Below are 17,746 nucleotides of genomic sequence, written 5' to 3' on the forward strand. Positions count from 1 at the left end.
GCGGGTTTACCCGCGAAGAGGCCCGTCAGGCAAACCAAAAAAAGCCCCGCCAGTTCGCACTGGCGGGGCTTTTTCATTCAGCTTTGGCTATCAGCCGTGATGAGGTTTGTGCTCATCGGCGGTTTCCAAGGCTGGTTCCTGGGAGGCTGCAGCAGCTTCCTGTGCCGCTTTGGCAGCAGCCTCGGCCTCACGCTTGCGGCGACGCACTTCACGTGGGTCGTTCGGTGCGCGGCCGTTGGCCAGCATGACAGTGGCAGGTTCGACCACTGCAGGTGCAGGCTCGGCCACCACTTCTGGCTGGGCTTCGACAACCGGGGCAGGCTGTGCGGCAACCGGAGCGACTTCGACCACGGCCGGGGCCTGTTCGATCTCACCGGCTTCTACCGCTGGGGCTTCTGCTGGGGTTTCAGTGACCACGGTTTCTGCAACAACGGCCGGCTCAGCAGCAGGTGCATCTTCAGCGACAGGCTGCGGGGCCATTTCGACCACAGGCTCGGCAGTTGCCTCGGCTGCGGCCACTGGCTCGGTGACCGGCTGCTCGACCGCTGGGGCCACGGACGCTTCTTCAGCTTTGGTGACCACTTCGGCCTGCTCGACCGGCTGGGCGGCTTCGCTGTTGTCGGTTTCTGCAACGGCAGCGACTTCGGCGGTGGCACGCTCGGCCTGCTGGTTGGCCTGGGCTTCTGCATCGGAGCTGATGTTGCTGCTGGCGACAGCAGCTGTCACGGCAAGGCCGGCAGCCAGTTCGGCACCCAGCTCGGTGGCCTGGTGCTGTTGTGGCTGCTCTTCGCTGCCTTCTTCTTCACTGCCGTCGATCAGCTCGCCATTGGCATTGCGCTGACGCTCACGACGGTTGCTGCGACGACGCTGGCCACGGGAGCGGCGGCGTGGGCGCTCGCCATCGGTGCCTTCCTGCTCGTCTTGCAGCAGCTCTTCGCCTGGCAGTTGCTCTTCGGCCAGTTCGGCAGCCTGCTCGGTTGCTTCTTCGGCAGCGCGTGGTTGGCGCTCTTCGCGTGGTGGGCGCGGGGCGCGTTCTTCGCGTGGAGCGCGTTCTTCCCGAGGTGCGCGCTCTTCACGTGGAGCACGTTCTTCACGCGGTGCGCGTTCTTCACGTGGAGCACGTTCTTCACGCGGTGCGCGTTCTTCGCGTGGAGCACGCTCTTCGCGGGCTACACGTTCTTCACGCGGCTGGCGCTCTTCGCGTTCGGCTGGCGGGGTGGCGTCCAGCGGTTCGCGCAGCTCGCGAACGCGCTCTTCGCCGCGGTTGCTACGGCGGTCTTCGCGTGGCTGGCGCGGAGTACGTTCTTCACGCGGTGCACGCTCTTCACGTGGTGCACGCTCTTCACGTGGGGCACGTTCCTCACGCGGTGCACGCTCTTCACGTGGGGCACGTTCCTCACGCGGTGCACGTTCTTCGCGTGGGGCGCGTTCCTCGCGCGGTGCGCGCTCGGCACGCTCTTCACGCGGTTTGCGTTCTTCGTCGCGGCGGCCGTTGCGGTTGCGGCTTTGCTGGCGGCCGTTGCGGCGTTCTTCGTTGCGCGGGCTGCGCTCGGCAGCCGGTTTTTCGGCGGCGGGAGCCACTGGCGCGGCGGCAGGCTCGTCCTTGCCGGCGAACAGGCTCACCAGCGACTTCACCAGGCCTTTGAACAGGCTTGGCTCCGGAGCGCTCGGGGCAGGGGCGACCGGCGCGGCAGCCTGGGGCTCTTCAGCGGCGGCCGGTACCGGTGCGTTGGCGCGGGCCGGGGCCGTCTTCACTGCGGCTTCCTGGCGTACCAGGGTGCGGGTGGCGGTCGGCTGCGGCGCTTCTTCAGCTTCGGCGGCGGCGATTTCGTAGCTGGACTGGTTGTTCAGCACTTCAGGGTTGTCGTCGCGCAGGCGCTGGACTTCGAAGTGCGGGGTTTCCAGGTGGTCGTTCGGCAGGATGATGATGCGCGCGCGGGTGCGCAGCTCGATCTTGGTGATCGAGTTACGCTTTTCGTTCAGCAGGAAAGCGGCAACCGGGATCGGCACTTGAGCACGTACTTCGGCGGTGCGGTCTTTCAGGGCTTCTTCTTCGATCAGGCGCAGGATGGCCAGCGACAGCGATTCGACGTCACGGATGATGCCGGTGCCGGAGCAGCGTGGGCAGACGATGCCGCTGCTTTCGCCCAGCGATGGGCGCAGGCGCTGACGGGACATTTCCAGCAGGCCGAAGCGCGAGATGCGGCCAACCTGCACGCGGGCACGGTCGGCTTCCAGGCATTCACGCACGCGCTCTTCAACAGCGCGCTGGTTCTTCGCCGGGGTCATGTCGATGAAGTCGATGACGATCAGGCCGCCGATGTCACGCAGGCGCAGCTGGCGGGCGATTTCCTCGGCCGCTTCCAGGTTGGTCTGCAGGGCGGTTTCTTCGATGTCGCTGCCTTTGGTGGCGCGCGCCGAGTTGATGTCGATGGACACCAGGGCTTCGGTCGGGTCGATCACGATCGAGCCACCGGATGGCAGGTCGACCACGCGCTGGAAGGCGGTCTCGATCTGGCTTTCGATCTGGAAGCGGTTGAACAGCGGCACGCTGTCTTCGTACAGCTTGACCTTGCTGGCGTACTGCGGCATCACCTGGCGGATGAAGGTCAGCGCTTCTTCCTGGGCGTCGATGCTGTCGATCAGCACTTCGCCGATGTCCTGGCGCAGGTAGTCGCGGATGGCGCGGATGATGACGTTGCTTTCCTGGTAGATCAGGAATGGCGCGGCGCGGTCCAGGGACGCTTCCTTGATGGCGGTCCACAGCTGCAGCAGGTAATCCAGGTCCCACTGCATTTCTTCGCTGCTGCGGCCAAGGCCGGCAGTGCGCACGATCAGGCCCATGTCGCCCGGTACAGTCAGGCCGTTCAGGGCTTCGCGCAGTTCGTTGCGCTCTTCGCCTTCGATGCGGCGCGAGATGCCACCGGCACGCGGGTTGTTGGGCATCAGCACCAGGTAGCGGCCGGCCAGGCTGATGAAGGTGGTGAGGGCGGCGCCTTTGTTGCCGCGCTCTTCCTTCTCGACCTGAACGATGACTTCCTGGCCTTCGCTGAGCACTTCCTTGATGTTGACCCGGCCTTCTGGGGCCTTCTTGAAGTACTCGCGGGAGATTTCTTTCAGCGGCAGGAAGCCGTGACGTTCGGAACCGAAGTCGACGAAGGCGGCTTCGAGGCTGGGTTCGATGCGGGTGATCTTGCCTTTGTAGATGTTGGCCTTTTTCTGCTCGCGCGCGCCGGACTCGATGTCCAGGTCGTAGAGACGTTGGCCGTCCACCAGGGCTACACGCAACTCTTCGGGTTGAGTCGCGTTAATCAGCATTCTTTTCATGTTGTACCGTCGGTTTCCGGGCTGCCGGAAACGGCGTTCGGCACACACGACGTCTCATGGTCGGTGCCAAGGTGCGCAAAGGGTGGCCGGGCCACCCCCGTGTCGAGCGACGTTCGGCACCAGCCGGTTGCCCAGCCTGCCGTTGTCGCGACGACGCGTCCTGTTTGCTGCGGTGCCAACAAGGCCCCGGTGGCTTCGAATAGGTATCCGAATCAACCAAGCGGGCCTTGTGCACTCAGTCAGGAGGAGGAATCAACCGTCAGCCGTGGACGCCCGGAGGGCATCTGTTCAGGACCTTATCCGCTCACCAGCCGTCAGTGGGCTGGTGGCCGGACGCGGTGCTACACGGTCCGAGGGCTGTGCATCTCCACCCTGCACGTATCCCTGATAATTCGGGTGCTGCCGCGCGCTGAATCCGCAACGGGTTGCATTTTTCGCCAGCGCTGGTTCTGCGCTGGCGCCATTCATGTCCAAGGCAGGTATTTCCGAAGCATTCGCCGGGCGATGCGTGGAAGCGACTCGCGGGCAGAGGTGCAGCGAAAAGAATCGGGTAAGCAGGTGAAACACCGCACTTGTCGTTTTTTTTCGGTCTTCTCTACACGGCGCTGGTGGCGATTCCAGGCATTTCGGTAAACTGGCGAAAACCCCGTAGGACGGCCTCGCGTCCTGGAGAATTGCGAAGGTCAAGGACCGGCAAAGAGCCTGGTGCCGCTGGCCTGCCGCTTTTGGCGGCGTTCGCGACTATAGCAGCAATGATTAAGTGCTTCAATTCCATAAAAAATTGTTATGATCCCGTAATGACGACCAATACCCCTCCGACTTCCGGCGTTCAGCTGATCGAAGTCGCGCCGGAGCTTGCCGGCCAACGCATCGATAATTTCCTCATTACGGCCCTCAAGGGCGTGCCCAAGACACTGGTCTACCGCATCCTGCGCAAGGGTGAGGTGAGGGTCAACAAGGGCCGTGTCAAGCCGGAGTACAAGATCCAGGCCGGCGACATCGTGCGGGTTCCGCCCGTCCGCTTGCCGGAACGAGACGAACCGGCGCCGGTGGCCCAAGGCCTGCTGCAGCGTCTGGAAGCCGCCATTGTCTACGAGGACAAAGCGCTTATCGTGATGAACAAGCCGGCCGGCATCGCCGTGCACGGCGGCAGTGGCCTGAGCTTCGGGGTGATCGAGGCGCTGCGCCAGTTGCGCCCGGACGCCAAGGAGCTGGAGCTGGTGCACCGCCTGGATCGCGACACGTCTGGCCTGTTGATGATCGCCAAGAAGCGCAGCATGCTGCGCCACCTGCATGCCGCCCTGCGCGGCGATGGTGTCGACAAGCGCTACATGGCGCTGGTGCGCGGCCACTGGCCCACCTCGAAAAAGCAGGTCAACGCGCCGTTGCTCAAGAGCAACCTGCGTTCCGGCGAGCGCATGGTCGAAGTGAACGATGAAGGCAAGGAGGCGCTGACCCTGTTTCGCGTGCTGCGCCGCTTTGGCGACTTTGCCACCATTGTCGAGGCGCGCCCGATCACCGGTCGTACCCATCAGATTCGCGTGCACACCTTGCATGCCGGGCACATGATCGCTGGCGACAGCAAATACGGCGACGAAGACTTCAGCCGGGAAATTCGCGAGTTGGGTGGCAAGCGCCTGTTCCTGCATGCCTACGCGTTGACTGTACCGCTGCCCGACGGTGGCGAGTTGAAGCTCGAGGCGCCTGTGGATGAGGTCTGGGCGAAGACCGTTGAACGTTTGAGTGCATCCTGACCCATGAAAAAAGGCTATGAGCTACTGATCTTCGACTGGGACGGCACCCTGGCCGATTCCATTGGTCGTATCGTCGAGGCCATGAATGTCGCCGCAGAGCGTGCCGGCGAGGCACAGAGCAGCGACGATGCGGTCAAGGGCATCATCGGTCTGGCCTTGGACGAGGCGATCCACACCTTGTACCCGCACCTGGTGCCCGCAGAGGTTGCCAGCTTCCGCCAGCACTATGCCGATGTCTACGTTGCACTGGATCAGCAACCTTCGCCGCTGTTCGATGGCGTGGTCGAGTCGCTGGATGCCTTTCGCGCCGAGGGTTACCGCCTGGCGGTGGCCACCGGCAAGGCCCGTCGCGGGTTGGATCGGGTGCTCAAGGCTAATGGCTGGGAGCGTTTCTTCGACATCACCCGTGCCGCTGACGAGACCCGTGGCAAGCCACACCCGCTGATGCTTGAGGAAATCCTCGGGCATTGTGGCGTCGAACCGTCGCGTGCGCTGATGGTCGGAGATTCGGCATTCGACCTGCAGATGGCCAGCAATGCCGGCATGCATTCGGTGGCGGTTGGTTATGGTGCCATGTCGCTGCAGGCGCTGGCCGAGTTTGGCCCGCAGGTATGTATCGATCACTTTTCCCAGTTGCGCGAGTGGCTGGGTGATTCCGCAATTCCATTTCCAAGGTAGGTAAGCATGGCAGACGAATGGAAAGCCCCTGAGGCCGAGCCCGGGGAGCGCGAAGAGCGCAGCAGCTGGAAGCTGCTGGAAAAGACCTTGCTGGCCAGCGTGCAGGAGCAGCGACGGTCGCGGCGCTGGGGGATCTTCTTCAAGCTGCTGACCTTCGTCTACCTGTTCGGCATTCTGGCGTTGTTCTCGCCGCTGATGGACATGGACAAGGCCGCTTCGCGCAGTGCCAGCCATACCGCGTTGGTCGAGGTGCGGGGGGTGATTGCCGATCAGGAGGCTGCCAGCGCCGATAATATCGTCAAGAGCCTGCGAGAGGCGTTCAAGGACGACAAGACCAAGGCTGTGGTGATGCGCATCAACAGCCCGGGTGGCAGCCCGGTGCAGGCGGGTTACGTGTATGACGAAATCCGGCGCCTGCGTGCCGAATATCCCGCCATCAAGCTGTATGCGGTGATCGCTGATCTTGGGGCTTCCGGAGCCTATTACATCGCCAGTGCGGCGGACGAGATCTATGCCGACAAGGCCAGCCTGGTGGGTTCCATTGGGGTGACGGCGGCGGGTTATGGCTTTGTTGGTGCCATGGAGAAGCTTGGGGTCGAGCGGCGTGCCTATACATCGGGTGAGCACAAGGCGTTCCTTGATCCGTTTTCGCCGGAAAAACCAGAAGAGACCCGGTTCTGGCAGGGCGTGCTGGATACCACGCACCAGCAGTTCATCGCCATGGTCAAGCAGGGGCGCGGTGAGCGCCTGAAGGACAAGGAGCACCCGGAGTTGTTCAGTGGCCTTATCTGGTCGGGTGAGCAGGCCAAGGCGCTGGGGCTGGTGGATGGCTTGGGCAGTGCCAGCTATGTGGCGCGCGAGATCGTGGGGGAGAAGGAGTTGGTGGACTTCACCGTTCAGGAGTCGCCTTTCGATCGCTTCTCCAAGCGCGTGGGTGCCAGCGTGGCTGAGCACCTGGCGATGTGGATGGGGTTCCAGGGGCCGCAGTTGCGTTGAGTTCGTCGCAGTTCTTGTGGTGTCTGGCAGATCGAGCGCCGCCCGCGCGGCGCGTTGCGCGCAGGCCCGCTCATCGATCGGGGTGCCCAACGGTGCGTTGTAGGAGCGGGTTTACCCGCGAATAGGCCGGACCCGCCGGCCAATATCCCCAATCGTCCACCCTCCCGGGCGGCGCTCGATCCGTCGGGCGCCAAAATCTCCAGCCAGGCTATGGAACCATCACCCCTTCCTTGGTCAGCATATCCACCAGCCGAATCAGCGGCAGCCCGATCAGGCTGGTTGCATCGCACCCATGGGTGCTCTGGAACAGGCTCACCCCCAACCCCTCCGCCTTGAAGCTCCCTGCGCAATCCAGCGGCTGTTCCGTCGCGACGTAGCGCTCCACGCGCTCGCGGCTCAATTCGCGCATCGTGACGGTAAACGGCACGCAATCCACCTGGCATTGCCCGGTGGCGCTGTTCAGTAGTGCCAGCCCAGTCAGAAAGCTCACCTGCTGCCCGCTACACTCCAGCAGTTGCTCGCAAGCCCGCTCGAAGGTGTGCGGCTTACCCAGCACCTGTTCGCCCAGTACAGCTACCTGGTCCGACCCGATAATCAGGTGCCTGGGATGGCTGCCCGCCAAGGCCTCGGCTTTTTGCCTGGCAAGGCGGCGTACCAGTTCAACGGCTGGCTCGTCTTGCCGGCGCTGCTCGTCTATATCGGGGCTTGCCCAGGTGAAGGGCAGGTGCAGGCGAGCGAGCAGTTCGCGGCGATAGGCAGAGCTGGAAGCCAGTAACAAAGGAAGCATGGTAGACTCCGGGTTCGGTTGAACCAATTCTATCACGCACGATGCCGCCTAATTTCCTTTGACAGGGGCGGGGGGCATCCCTAGAATGCTGCGCCTATGTTGAATGACCCGATTCCACCTCACGTTGACCCGCGCAAATTAGCCGATCGTGGCGTAACCCTTAACGGTTCGCTGCAACTCGCTGATTTGGAAAGACTCTGCGACCCGCTTTCCGACAATGTCGGTACGGTGCAGGCGAAGTTCGATTTTGAACGAGATGAACAGCACGTGGTGGTCATCCACAGCGAGCTGGACGTCGAAGTCAAGATGGTTTGCCAGCGTTGTCTTGAGCTGGTCACCCTACCGGTCCACAGCGAATGTACATACGCCGTGGTGAAGGAGGGTGCGAATACCCAGTCGTTGCCGAAAGGCTATGACGTGCTGGAACTGGGCGAAGATCCTTTGGATCTGCAGGCATTGGTCGAGGAGGAGCTTTTGCTCGCCTTGCCAATCGTGCCTGCTCATCATCCGGAAGAATGCCAGCAGCCGGCGGGCGCAGACGAGCCCGAATCGAGCAAGGACGAGGTATCGCGGTCCAACCCGTTCAGTGTTTTGGCGCAGTTAAAGCGTGACCCAAACGTTTAGGAGTTAATCAATTATGGCTGTTCAGCAGAACAAAAAATCCCGCTCTGCCCGTGACATGCGCCGTTCGCACGACGCTCTGTCGGAAAACGCGCTGTCGGTAGAGAAAACCACCGGTGAAGTTCACCTGCGTCACCACGTTTCGCCAGAAGGCGTATACCGTGGTCGTAAAGTGGTTGACAAGGGCGCTGACGAGTAATCCTTGTCCGCTCAGGTCATCGCGATCGACGCAATGGGCGGGGACTTCGGTCCCCGCAGCATTGTCCAGGCTAGCATTGCCTGCCTTTCGGCTACCCCCTCGCTCCACCTGACCCTCGTCGGTCAACCCTCCCTCCTTGAAGATCTCATCAGTGGCTTGCCAGCTGCGGATCGCGCGCGCCTGCAGATTGTGGCCGCCAGTGAGGTAGTCGGCATGGACGAGCGGCCATCCCAGGCGTTGCGCGGCAAGCCGGATTCGTCGATGCGCATCGCCCTCGAACTGGTGCGCGACGGAAAAGCCCAGGCCTGTGTCAGTGCCGGCAATACCGGGGCGCTGATGGCGTTGTCGCGCTTCGTGCTCAAGACCTTGCCGGGTATCGACCGGCCGGCCATGGTGGCGGCGATCCCGACCCAGACAGGTTACTGTCAACTGCTCGACCTGGGCGCCAATGTCGACTGCAGTGCCGAGAATCTCTACCAGTTTGCGGTAATGGGCTCGGTGGCCGCTCAGGCCTTGGGTGTGCATCGGCCACGCGTGGCGCTGTTGAACATCGGTACCGAGGACATCAAGGGTAACCAGCAGGTCAAGCTGGCTGCCACGCTGTTGCAGAGCGCCCGCGGGCTCAACTATGTCGGTTTCGTCGAAGGGGATGGCCTGTACCGGGGTGAGGCAGACGTGGTGGTGTGCGACGGTTTTGTCGGCAACATACTGCTCAAGTCCAGCGAGGGCTTGGCGACGATGATCGGTGCGCGCATCGAAAAACTGTTCAAGGGCGGTGCTTTTGCCCGCGTTGCCGGGGCCGTTGCCATGCCGCTGCTCAAGCGTCTGCAGGCCGACCTGGCGCCGGCGCGGCATAATGGGGCGAGCTTTCTGGGGCTACAGGGTATCGTCATCAAGAGTCATGGCTCGGCGGGCGTGCAGGGGTTTCAGAGTGCCATCCAGCGGGCGCTGATCGAAATTCAGGAAAACCTGCCGCAGCGGCTGCATGGCCGCCTTGAAGACCTGTTGCCTTAGGCATTTCGCCGATGAAGTGCTTAAATGTGACCGCTTGGTCTGTGTTTCCATCCAAGTTTTCAGATTCCGCGCCTGGCCTCGGGCCTGGCGCACACTATCCGACGACAAGATCATAAGGGCTTGTTCAATGTCTGCATCCCTCGCATTCGTCTTTCCCGGTCAAGGTTCCCAGTCGCTGGGCATGCTCGCCGAGCTCGGCGCCGAGAAGCCAGTGATCATCGAAACCTTCAAGGAAGCGTCCGAAGCGCTCGGCTACGACCTGTGGAAGCTGGTCCAGGACGGCCCGGAAGAGCAACTTAACCAGACCGACAAGACCCAGCCGGCGATCCTTACTGCGTCCATCGCACTGTGGCGCCTGTGGCTGGAAGAGGGCGGTGCCAAGCCGGCCTTCGTTTCCGGTCACAGCCTGGGCGAATACAGCGCCCTGGTCGCCGCCGGCAGCATCAGCCTGAAAGATGCCGTTCGCCTGGTCGAGCGCCGCGGTCAGCTGATGCAGGAAGCCGTACCGGCCGGTCACGGCGCCATGGCTGCCATTCTCGGCCTGGACGATGCTGTGGTCGTGGAAATCTGCGCCGAAGCCGCTGAGGATGAAGTGGTCAGCGCCGTGAACTTCAACTCGCCTGGTCAGGTGGTCATCGCCGGTAACAAGGCAGCGGTAGATCGCGCCATGGAACTGTGCAAGGCCAAAGGTGCCAAGCGCGCCCTGCCACTGGCGGTGAGCGTCCCGTCGCACTGCGCCCTGATGAAGCCCGCCGCCGAGCGCTTTGCCGATTCGGTCAATGCCATCGAATGGAAGGCCCCGCAGATTCCGGTGGTGCAGAACGTCACTGCCGCCGTCGCCGCCGACCTCGATGCCCTCAAGCACGACCTGCTGGCACAGCTGTACCAGCCGGTACGCTGGGTCGAGTGCGTGCAGACCCTGGCCGCCAACGGTGCGGTCAACCTGGTCGAGTGTGGCCCGGGCAAGGTCCTGGCTGGCCTTAACAAGCGTTGCGCCGACGGCGTGACCACCTACAACCTCAACACCCCTGACGCCGTTGCTGCCACCCGCGCGGCACTGGCCTGATTTGGAGAAGCTTGCATGAGCCTGCAAGGTAAAGTTGCACTGGTTACCGGCGCCAGCCGTGGTATTGGTCAGGCCATCGCCCTCGAGCTGGGCCGCCAGGGCGCGACCGTGATCGGTACCGCCACGTCGGCGTCCGGTGCCGAGCGCATCGCTGCCACCCTGAAAGAACACGGCATTACCGGCACTGGCATGGAGCTGAACGTGACCAGCGCCGAATCGGTTGAAGCCGTACTGGGCGCCATTGGCGAGCAGTTCGGCGCGCCGGCCATCTTGGTCAACAATGCCGGTATCACCCGCGACAACCTCATGCTGCGCATGAAAGACGACGAGTGGTTTGATGTCATCGACACCAACCTGAACAGCCTCTACCGTCTGTCCAAGGGCGTGCTGCGTGGCATGACCAAGGCGCGTTGGGGTCGTATCATCAGCATCGGCTCGGTCGTTGGTGCCATGGGTAACGCAGGTCAGGCCAACTACGCGGCTGCCAAGGCCGGTCTGGAAGGTTTCAGCCGCGCCCTGGCGCGTGAAGTGGGTTCGCGTGGTATCACCGTCAACTCGGTGACCCCAGGCTTCATCGATACCGACATGACCCGCGAGCTGCCAGAAGCTCAGCGCGAAGCCCTGCAGACCCAGATTCCGCTGGGCCGCCTGGGCCAGGCTGACGAAATTGCCAAGGTGGTTTCGTTCCTGGCGTCCGACGGCGCCGCCTACGTGACCGGCGCTACCGTGCCGGTCAACGGCGGGATGTACATGTAATACTGCAACTCAATGTGACGGGTTTCGTAAAAAAAGAGTCATACTGCGAGCCTAAAATCCGTTATAAAGCTGCAACCAGATTCCAGGCAGCGGGTGTGGTGACTAGCCTGAAGGTGCGTTTTGCTTGAAAAGCGAACGTCTTTCTATAAAATTAGCCACCGGCCAGCTGCCTGACATATATCCATTAGGAGTGAAAACTAGGTATGAGCACCATCGAAGAACGCGTCAAGAAAATCGTCGCCGAGCAACTGGGCGTCAAGGAAGAAGAAGTGACTATTGAGAAGTCCTTCGTCGATGACCTGGGTGCCGATTCGCTTGACACCGTTGAACTGGTGATGGCTCTGGAAGAGGAATTCGAGACCGAAATCCCTGACGAAGAAGCCGAGAAGATCACTACCGTTCAAGCTGCCATCGACTACGTCAAAGCCCACCAGGCCTAAGACGCTACAGTCGACGTTTCTTGTCGGGGAAAACCGCACTGCCTTCGCCGGCGTGCGGTTTTTTCTTTGCGAGCGCCTCGCATTTTTCAGGCGGCTTCGTTCACCGCGCACCAAGAGCCTGTTGCCATTTCATTCCAGCACTTGAATGCAATGGCAAGAGACTCTGTTATTAGAAAAGGAGAGTACTGTGTCGCGTAGACGCGTCGTGGTCACCGGTATGGGTATGCTGTCGCCACTGGGTACCGATGTACCGAGCACCTGGCAGGGCATTCTGGCTGGCCGCAGTGGCATCGGTCCGATCGAACACACGGACCTGTCTGCCTACTCCACCCGTTTTGGCGGCTCGGTGAAAGGCTTCGAGGTTGAGCAGTACCTGTCGGCCAAAGAGGCCCGCAAGCTCGACCTGTTCATCCAGTACGGCCTGGCGGCGGGTTTCCAGGCCGTGCGTAATGCCGGCCTGGAGGTCACCGATGCCAACCGCGAGCGTATTGGCGTGGCCATGGGCTCGGGTATCGGTGGTCTGACCAACATCGAAGAAACCAGCCGCACCCTGCACGATTCAGGGCCGCGCCGCATTTCGCCGTTCTTCGTGCCGGGTTCGATCATCAACATGATCTCCGGTTTCCTGTCGATCCACCTGGGTCTGCAAGGGCCGAACTATGCCATCGCCACTGCGTGCACCACCGGCACCCATTGCATCGGCATGGCCGCGCGCAATATCGCCTACGGTGAAGCTGACGTGATGATCGCCGGTGGCGCCGAAATGGCCGCTTGTGGTCTGGGCATGGGCGGTTTTGGCGCTTCGCGCGCACTGTCTACCCGCAACGATGAGCCAAGCCGGGCCAGCCGCCCATGGGACAAGGGCCGTGACGGCTTTGTGTTGTCCGACGGCGCTGGAGCCCTGGTGCTCGAGGAGCTGGAGCACGCCAAGGCCCGCGGGGCGACTATCTATGCCGAGCTGGTTGGCTTTGGCATGAGCGGCGACGCCTACCACATGACGTCGCCGCCTGACTCTGGCGAAGGCGCTGCCCGCTGCATGGCCAACGCCTTGCGCGATGCCGGTATCCAGCCGGAAGACGTCAGCTACATCAACGCCCACGGCACTTCTACCCCAGCGGGCGATGTGGCCGAAGTGGCGGCGATCAAGCGCGTGTTCGGCGAGCATGCCTACAAGCTGGCGGTCAGCTCGACCAAGTCGATGACCGGCCACTTGCTGGGCGCCGCGGGCGCGGTGGAAGCGATCTTCAGCGTGCTGGCAATCAATAGCCAGATGGCCCCGCCGACCATCAACCTGGACGAGCCGGACGAAGGGTGTGACCTCGACTTCGTTCCCCACCAGGCGCGCAGCATGCCGATCGACGTGGTGCTGTCCAACTCGTTCGGCTTTGGCGGCACCAACGGCTCGCTGGTATTCCGCCGGTTTGCCGACTGATGCACAGCTGGATCGACGGCCAGCCGGCGACTGCACTCAACCTGCAGAACCGCGGCCTGGCCTACGGCGATGGCCTGTTCGAAACCATCGCCGTGCGAGGTGCCCGGCCCAGCTTGCTGGACGGCCACCTTGCACGCCTGGCACTGGGCTGCCAGCGTTTGGCGATCAACACCGATCTGGCGCTGGTGCGCGACGAGCTGCTGCGTTACGCCAGCCAGCTGGGTGAGGGTGTCGTCAAACTCATCCTTACCCGTGGCGATAGCCAGCGTGGCTATGCGCCAGCTGTCGATGCAGCGCCGCGGCGTATCCTGCAAGGCAGTCCATTACCCCGTTATCCTGTCGAGCATGCCGAGCATGGCGTGCGTTTGTTCCCTTGCCAGACCCGGCTTGGGGAACAACCACTGTTGGCCGGTCTCAAACACCTTAACCGCCTGGAGCAGGTGCTGGCCCGTGCCGAATGGCAGGACAGCGTCCATGCCGAAGGCCTGATGCGTGACGCGCAGGGCAGGGTGATCGAAGGGGTATACAGCAATCTGTTTCTGGTGCGTGATGGCGTGCTGCTTACCGCCGACCTTAGCCGTTGTGGCGTGGCGGGCGTGATGCGTGCCGCACTGCTGGAACAGGCCCCGCTGCTGGGTATTGCGGCACACGTCTGCGACCTGTCGTTCGAGGCGCTTGAGCAAGCGGATGAAGTATTTGTTTGCAATAGCGTTTACGGCATTTGGCCCGTGTGTGGCGTAGCCGCGCTAAACTGGTCGCCGGGCCCGCTCACTCGTAAACTGCAGGCCGTTGCCCGTACGTTACTGGAAACCTGAATTCGTGAGACGTAAATTCCTGCTGTTGCTGGAAATGGGCTTGATCCTTGCCGGCCTGGCGTTTGGCTGGTCGGCCTGGAAGGTCAACTCGGTCCTGGAGCAGCCCCTGCACGTCACGCAGGAACGCCTGCTAGATGTGCCCAATGGCACTAACCCCAACCGCATGTTCTACAGCATGCAACGAGAAGGGTTGCTCGACGATGCCGTCTGGTTGCGTTTGTACTGGCGCTTCAACATGGCCGGCACCCCCTTGCACACTGGCGAGTACCGTCTTACCCCTGGCATGACCGTCGAGCAGTTGTTCGACGCCTGGCGCCGTGCCGACGTGGTGCAGTACAACCTCACCCTGGTCGAAGGCTGGACCTTCCGCCAGGTGCGTGCGGCCGTGGCCAAGCATGAAAAGATCAAGCATACCCTGGACGGCTTGTCGGATGCCGAGGTCATGGACAAGCTCGGCCATACCGGTGTATTCCCCGAAGGCCGCTTCTTCCCCGACACTTACCGCTTCGTGCGGGGTATGACCGATGTCGAGTTGCTGCAGCAGGCCTACATGCGTCTGGACGAAGTGCTGGCCAAGGAGTGGGCCGAGCGCTCCACCGACCTGCCGTATCGTGACCCGTACCAGGCGCTGATCATGGCCTCCCTGGTCGAAAAGGAAACCGGCATTCCGCAGGAGCGCGGGCAGATCGCCGGTGTGTTCGTGCGGCGCATGCGCCTGGGTATGATGCTGCAGACCGACCCGACGGTTATCTATGGCATGGGTGAACGCTACAACGGCAAGATCACCCGCGCCGACCTGCGCGAGCCAACGCCCTACAACACTTACACCATGACTGGGCTGCCACCGACCCCGATCGCCATGGTCGGCCGCGAGGCGATTCACGCGGCGCTGAACCCGTCCAATGGCACCAGCCTTTACTTCGTCGCCCGCGGCGATGGCAGCCATGTGTTTTCCGACGACCTCGACGACCACAATTCGGCAGTGCGCGAGTTCCAGCTCAAGCGCCGGTCGGACTACCGCTCCAGTCCTGCGCCGCAGCAAGAGGCCAAGCCAAGGGCCGATGATGCCGAACAGGCGTCGGGCGCCGACGATGCGCAGCACCCTGAGCCCCCAGCAGCGGACGAGCCAACTGCGCAGCCAGCCCCCGATGAAGCGCCCGCGCAGGATGCCCCTGCTGGCGGTGCACAAGCGGCCGAGCGGCCGACGCCTGACGAACAACATTAAGGACTGCCTGTGAGCGGCTTGTTTATTACTTTGGAAGGCCCCGAAGGCGCGGGCAAGAGCACCAATCGCGACTACCTGGCCGCGCGCCTGCGCGAACACGGCCTGGACGTGGTGCTGACCCGTGAGCCAGGCGGTACGCCGCTGGCGGAAAAGGTGCGTGAACTGTTGCTGACGCCCAGCGACGAAGGCATGGCGGCCGACACCGAGCTGCTGCTGGTGTTCGCCGCTCGCGCCCAGCACCTGGCGCAGGTCATCCGCCCGGCGCTGGCACGCGGGGCTGTGGTGCTGTGTGACCGTTTCACGGACGCTACCTATGCCTATCAGGGCGGCGGTCGTGGTTTGTCGGTAGAGCGTATCGCGGTTCTGGAGCAATTCGTCCAGGGCGACCTGCGCCCGGACCTGACCCTGGTCTTCGACCTGCCGGTAGAAGTGGGCCTTGCCCGCGCCGCCGCCCGTGGCCGCCTGGACCGATTCGAGCAGGAAGGGCAGGCGTTCTTCGAAGCAGTGCGCCAGGCGTACCTGCAGCGCGCCCAAGGCGCGCCACAGCGCTACAGCCTGCTTGATGCGGCACAATCCCTGGAGGCTGTTCAGCGTGACATCGACGCTCTGCTGCCAGGCATTCTGGAGCGTTGCCGTGGCTGAGGCCTACCCTTGGCAGCAGGCGCTGTGGCAGCAACTGGCCGGTCGCAGCCGCCACGCCCACGCTTATCTGCTGCATGGGCCGCAGGGTATTGGCAAGCGGGCCATGGCCGAGCGCCTGATGGCGCGCCTGTTGTGCCAGCAGCCGCAGGGCCTGGACGCTTGTGGGGCGTGTAAGTCGTGCCTGTTGCTCAAGGCCGGCAGCCACCCGGACAACTTCGTCCTCGAGCCGGAGGAGGCTGACAAGCCGATCAAGGTCGACCAGGTACGGGAGCTGGTGGCCTTTGTGGTGCAGACCGCGCAGTTGGGCGGGCGCAAGGTGGTGTTGATCGAGCCAGTGGAGGCGATGAATGTAAACGCCTCCAACGCCCTGCTCAAAAGCCTTGAAGAACCTTCCGGTGACACCGTGTTGTTGCTGGTGACGCACCAGCCCAGCCGTCTGTTGCCGACGATCAAGAGCCGCTGCCAGCAGGTGGCCTGCCCGCAGCCCAGCCTGGCCCAGAGCCAGGCATGGCTGGCTGGCGCGTTACCCGACTGCGACGAGGTCGAGCGCGATGAGCTGCTGACGCTGGCAGCGGGCTCGCCATTGATGGCGGTCAGCCTGCAGGCGCAGGGTGTGCGCGAGCAACGCGCGCTGGTGGCCGATGGGGTGAAGAAGCTGCTCAAGCAGCAGCAATCGCCCAGCCAGCTGGCCGATGCCTGGAGCGGTGTGCCGTTGTTGCTGCTGTTCGACTGGTTCTGCGATTGGTCGCACCTGATCCTACGCTATCAGTTGACCCAGGACGAGGAAGGGTTAGGCTTGGCCGATATGCGCAAGGTCGTGCAATACCTGGCGCAGAAGAGCCGCCAGGCCAAGGTGCTGGAAGTGCAGGCCTGGATCCTCGAGCAGCGCCAGAAGGTGCTGGGCAAGGCCAACCTCAACCGTGCCTTGTTGCTTGAATCGCTGCTGGCTCACTGGCTGCAACTGCCGGGTGCCCGCTGATTTCCCATTTTTCATGTGTGCCGTTATCCCATGCTCGTAGATTCCCATTGCCACCTCGACCGTCTTGACCTCAGTGCCCACCAGGGCTCCCTCGATGCTGCCCTGCAGGCGGCGCGTGAGCGTGGGGTCGGGCATTTCCTGTGCATTGGCGTCAGTGCCGAGAATGCGGGTGCAGTGAAGGCGCTGAGCGAGCAGTATGCTGACGTCGACTGCTCGGTGGGCGTGCACCCGCTGGACCTGGCCCCTGGCGAAACCCCGGCGTTGGAGTGGCTGTTGCGCGAATTGGCCCACCCGCATGTGGTGGCGATTGGTGAAACCGGGCTGGATTACCACTATGAGCCAGAGGCGGCAGAGCTGCAGCAGGCTTCGTTCCGCCTGCACCTTGAGGCCTCCAGGCAGACCGGCAAGCCGGTGATCGTGCATACCCGGGCGGCGCGCGCCGATACCCTGGCGCTGCTGCGTGAGGCGAGCCTGCCGCAAGCGGGCGTGCTGCACTGCTTCACCGAAGACTGGGACATGGCCAAGGCGGCGCTGGACCTGGGTTATTACATTTCGCTGTCGGGCATCGTGACCTTCCGCAATGCCGATGCCTTGCGGGAAGTGGCGCGGCAGGTGCCTGTCGATCGCTTGCTGGTGGAGACCGATTCGCCCTACCTGGCGCCGATTCCGCACCGGGGCAAGCCGAACCTGCCGCAGTATGTACGGGAGGTGGCGGAGTATGTGGCTTCGTTGCGTGGGGCCAGTTATGAGCAGTTGGCCGAGCAGACTACCGCCAACTTCAAGCGGCTGTTCCCGCTGGCGCGTGTGGATTGATTCACCGGGGTTAGAGATTGTGTGAGGGTCACAAGGTGCCTGACACAGCCCTTGCAGCGCCTATGAGATCGAGCGCCGCCCGCGCGGCGCTTCGCGGGTAAACCCGCTCCTACGTTTGTTTCTGGCCAGTCCCTCCTGTGCCAGGCGCGCGCGACCGCCTTGTTTGTACGACGCGATATCGAGGCGTGCGCCAAGGCGTTCG

17 protein-coding genes are annotated in these 17,746 nt (G+C 62.9%); 15 read left to right on the forward strand and 2 right to left on the reverse strand.

Translation table 11 applies throughout. The features are described from left to right. Positions 1 to 90: 90 nt before the first annotated feature. On the reverse strand, positions 91 to 3,327 hold the full coding sequence (rne, locus tag ACTJJN_RS25940; RefSeq protein WP_440781739.1) for a ribonuclease E: 3,237 nt from the start codon (positions 3,325 to 3,327) through the stop codon (positions 91 to 93). 797 nt (positions 3,328 to 4,124) lie between these two features. On the opposite strand from rne, the gene rluC reads away from it, so the two are divergent. From rluC to ACTJJN_RS25955, 3 genes are read left to right on the forward strand one after another with little or no spacing between them, the layout of a single operon-like run. Beyond that, positions 4,125 to 5,081 (forward strand): 23S rRNA pseudouridine(955/2504/2580) synthase RluC, encoded by a 957-nt coding sequence (gene rluC / locus ACTJJN_RS25945; RefSeq protein ID WP_003247149.1) that lies wholly within the window; start codon positions 4,125 to 4,127, stop codon positions 5,079 to 5,081. Between the two features lie 3 nt (positions 5,082 to 5,084). Next, positions 5,085 to 5,759, forward strand: a complete 675-nt coding sequence (locus ACTJJN_RS25950) for an HAD family hydrolase (RefSeq protein ID WP_440781741.1) — start codon at positions 5,085 to 5,087, stop codon at positions 5,757 to 5,759. Positions 5,760 to 5,765: 6 nt separating this feature from the next. After that, the gene (locus ACTJJN_RS25955; protein WP_012053297.1) at positions 5,766 to 6,755 is read left to right on the forward strand and encodes a S49 family peptidase; all 990 of its coding nucleotides are present in this window, start codon (positions 5,766 to 5,768) and stop codon (positions 6,753 to 6,755) included. Positions 6,756 to 6,963: 208 nt separating this feature from the next. Here ACTJJN_RS25955 and ACTJJN_RS25960 read toward each other — a convergent pair whose 3' ends face one another. Then, a complete protein-coding gene (locus ACTJJN_RS25960) occupies positions 6,964 to 7,542 on the reverse strand; it encodes a Maf family protein (RefSeq protein WP_012053296.1) in 579 nt (192 codons plus the stop codon). 96 nt (positions 7,543 to 7,638) lie between these two features. On the opposite strand from ACTJJN_RS25960, the gene ACTJJN_RS25965 reads away from it, so the two are divergent. The 12 genes from ACTJJN_RS25965 to ACTJJN_RS26020 all read left to right on the forward strand — a co-directional run bounded on the left by ACTJJN_RS25965 (position 7,639) and on the right by ACTJJN_RS26020 (position 17,544). Continuing rightward, positions 7,639 to 8,166, forward strand: a complete 528-nt coding sequence (locus tag ACTJJN_RS25965) for a YceD family protein (RefSeq protein ID WP_003247153.1) — start codon at positions 7,639 to 7,641, stop codon at positions 8,164 to 8,166. A gap of 13 nt (positions 8,167 to 8,179) precedes the next feature. Beyond that, positions 8,180 to 8,362, forward strand: coding sequence for a 50S ribosomal protein L32 (gene rpmF / locus ACTJJN_RS25970; RefSeq protein ID WP_003247154.1), 183 nt, complete (start codon positions 8,180 to 8,182; stop codon positions 8,360 to 8,362). A gap of 3 nt (positions 8,363 to 8,365) precedes the next feature. Then, on the forward strand, positions 8,366 to 9,376 hold the full coding sequence (gene plsX, locus ACTJJN_RS25975) for a phosphate acyltransferase PlsX (protein ID WP_014754064.1): 1,011 nt from the start codon (positions 8,366 to 8,368) through the stop codon (positions 9,374 to 9,376). A gap of 127 nt (positions 9,377 to 9,503) precedes the next feature. Further along, positions 9,504 to 10,442 (forward strand): ACP S-malonyltransferase, encoded by a 939-nt coding sequence (gene fabD, locus ACTJJN_RS25980; RefSeq protein ID WP_012053294.1) that lies wholly within the window; start codon positions 9,504 to 9,506, stop codon positions 10,440 to 10,442. A 15-nt stretch (positions 10,443 to 10,457) separates the two neighbouring features. After that, positions 10,458 to 11,198, forward strand: a complete 741-nt coding sequence (fabG, locus tag ACTJJN_RS25985) for a 3-oxoacyl-ACP reductase FabG (RefSeq protein ID WP_012053293.1) — start codon at positions 10,458 to 10,460, stop codon at positions 11,196 to 11,198. Positions 11,199 to 11,401: 203 nt separating this feature from the next. Then, the gene (gene acpP / locus ACTJJN_RS25990; protein WP_012053292.1) at positions 11,402 to 11,638 is read left to right on the forward strand and encodes an acyl carrier protein; all 237 of its coding nucleotides are present in this window, start codon (positions 11,402 to 11,404) and stop codon (positions 11,636 to 11,638) included. A 187-nt stretch (positions 11,639 to 11,825) separates the two neighbouring features. Then, positions 11,826 to 13,070 (forward strand): beta-ketoacyl-ACP synthase II, encoded by a 1,245-nt coding sequence (gene fabF, locus ACTJJN_RS25995; RefSeq protein WP_003247162.1) that lies wholly within the window; start codon positions 11,826 to 11,828, stop codon positions 13,068 to 13,070. Continuing rightward, the gene (gene pabC / locus ACTJJN_RS26000) at positions 13,070 to 13,885 is read left to right on the forward strand and encodes an aminodeoxychorismate lyase (protein ID WP_012053291.1); all 816 of its coding nucleotides are present in this window, start codon (positions 13,070 to 13,072) and stop codon (positions 13,883 to 13,885) included. The genes fabF and pabC overlap by 1 nt, the downstream gene beginning before the upstream one ends. A 4-nt stretch (positions 13,886 to 13,889) precedes the next feature. Continuing rightward, positions 13,890 to 15,110 (forward strand): endolytic transglycosylase MltG, encoded by a 1,221-nt coding sequence (mltG, locus tag ACTJJN_RS26005; RefSeq protein ID WP_012053290.1) that lies wholly within the window; start codon positions 13,890 to 13,892, stop codon positions 15,108 to 15,110. A 9-nt stretch (positions 15,111 to 15,119) separates the two neighbouring features. Next, complete coding sequence (gene tmk, locus ACTJJN_RS26010) at positions 15,120 to 15,752, forward strand: dTMP kinase (RefSeq protein ID WP_012053289.1); 633 nt, start codon at positions 15,120 to 15,122, stop codon at positions 15,750 to 15,752. Beyond that, the gene (locus ACTJJN_RS26015) at positions 15,745 to 16,731 is read left to right on the forward strand and encodes a DNA polymerase III subunit delta' (RefSeq protein ID WP_003247167.1); all 987 of its coding nucleotides are present in this window, start codon (positions 15,745 to 15,747) and stop codon (positions 16,729 to 16,731) included. The genes tmk and ACTJJN_RS26015 overlap by 8 nt, the downstream gene beginning before the upstream one ends. A 30-nt stretch (positions 16,732 to 16,761) precedes the next feature. Beyond that, complete coding sequence (locus ACTJJN_RS26020; protein ID WP_012053288.1) at positions 16,762 to 17,544, forward strand: TatD family hydrolase; 783 nt, start codon at positions 16,762 to 16,764, stop codon at positions 17,542 to 17,544. Positions 17,545 to 17,746: the final 202 nt, after the last annotated feature.

The organism is Pseudomonas sp. 22515, from assembly GCF_052044625.1.
Classification (GTDB): Bacteria; Pseudomonadota; Gammaproteobacteria; order Pseudomonadales; family Pseudomonadaceae; genus Aquipseudomonas; species Aquipseudomonas alloputida.

Excerpts from the sequence above, each read along its gene's own strand:
- rne (WP_440781739.1), bottom strand. The coding sequence starts at position 3,327 with ATGAAAAGAATGCTGATTAACGCGACTCAACCCGAAGAGTTGCGTGTA.
- rluC (WP_003247149.1), top strand. The coding sequence starts at position 4,125 with ATGACGACCAATACCCCTCCGACTTCCGGCGTTCAGCTGATCGAAGTC.
- ACTJJN_RS25950 (WP_440781741.1), top strand. The coding sequence starts at position 5,085 with ATGAAAAAAGGCTATGAGCTACTGATCTTCGACTGGGACGGCACCCTG.
- ACTJJN_RS25955 (WP_012053297.1), top strand. The coding sequence starts at position 5,766 with ATGGCAGACGAATGGAAAGCCCCTGAGGCCGAGCCCGGGGAGCGCGAA.
- ACTJJN_RS25960 (WP_012053296.1), bottom strand. The coding sequence starts at position 7,542 with ATGCTTCCTTTGTTACTGGCTTCCAGCTCTGCCTATCGCCGCGAACTG.
- ACTJJN_RS25965 (WP_003247153.1), top strand. The coding sequence starts at position 7,639 with ATGTTGAATGACCCGATTCCACCTCACGTTGACCCGCGCAAATTAGCC.
- rpmF (WP_003247154.1), top strand. The coding sequence starts at position 8,180 with ATGGCTGTTCAGCAGAACAAAAAATCCCGCTCTGCCCGTGACATGCGC.
- fabD (WP_012053294.1), top strand. The coding sequence starts at position 9,504 with ATGTCTGCATCCCTCGCATTCGTCTTTCCCGGTCAAGGTTCCCAGTCG.
- fabG (WP_012053293.1), top strand. The coding sequence starts at position 10,458 with ATGAGCCTGCAAGGTAAAGTTGCACTGGTTACCGGCGCCAGCCGTGGT.
- acpP (WP_012053292.1), top strand. The coding sequence starts at position 11,402 with ATGAGCACCATCGAAGAACGCGTCAAGAAAATCGTCGCCGAGCAACTG.
- pabC (WP_012053291.1), top strand. The coding sequence starts at position 13,070 with ATGCACAGCTGGATCGACGGCCAGCCGGCGACTGCACTCAACCTGCAG.
- ACTJJN_RS26020 (WP_012053288.1), top strand. The coding sequence starts at position 16,762 with ATGCTCGTAGATTCCCATTGCCACCTCGACCGTCTTGACCTCAGTGCC.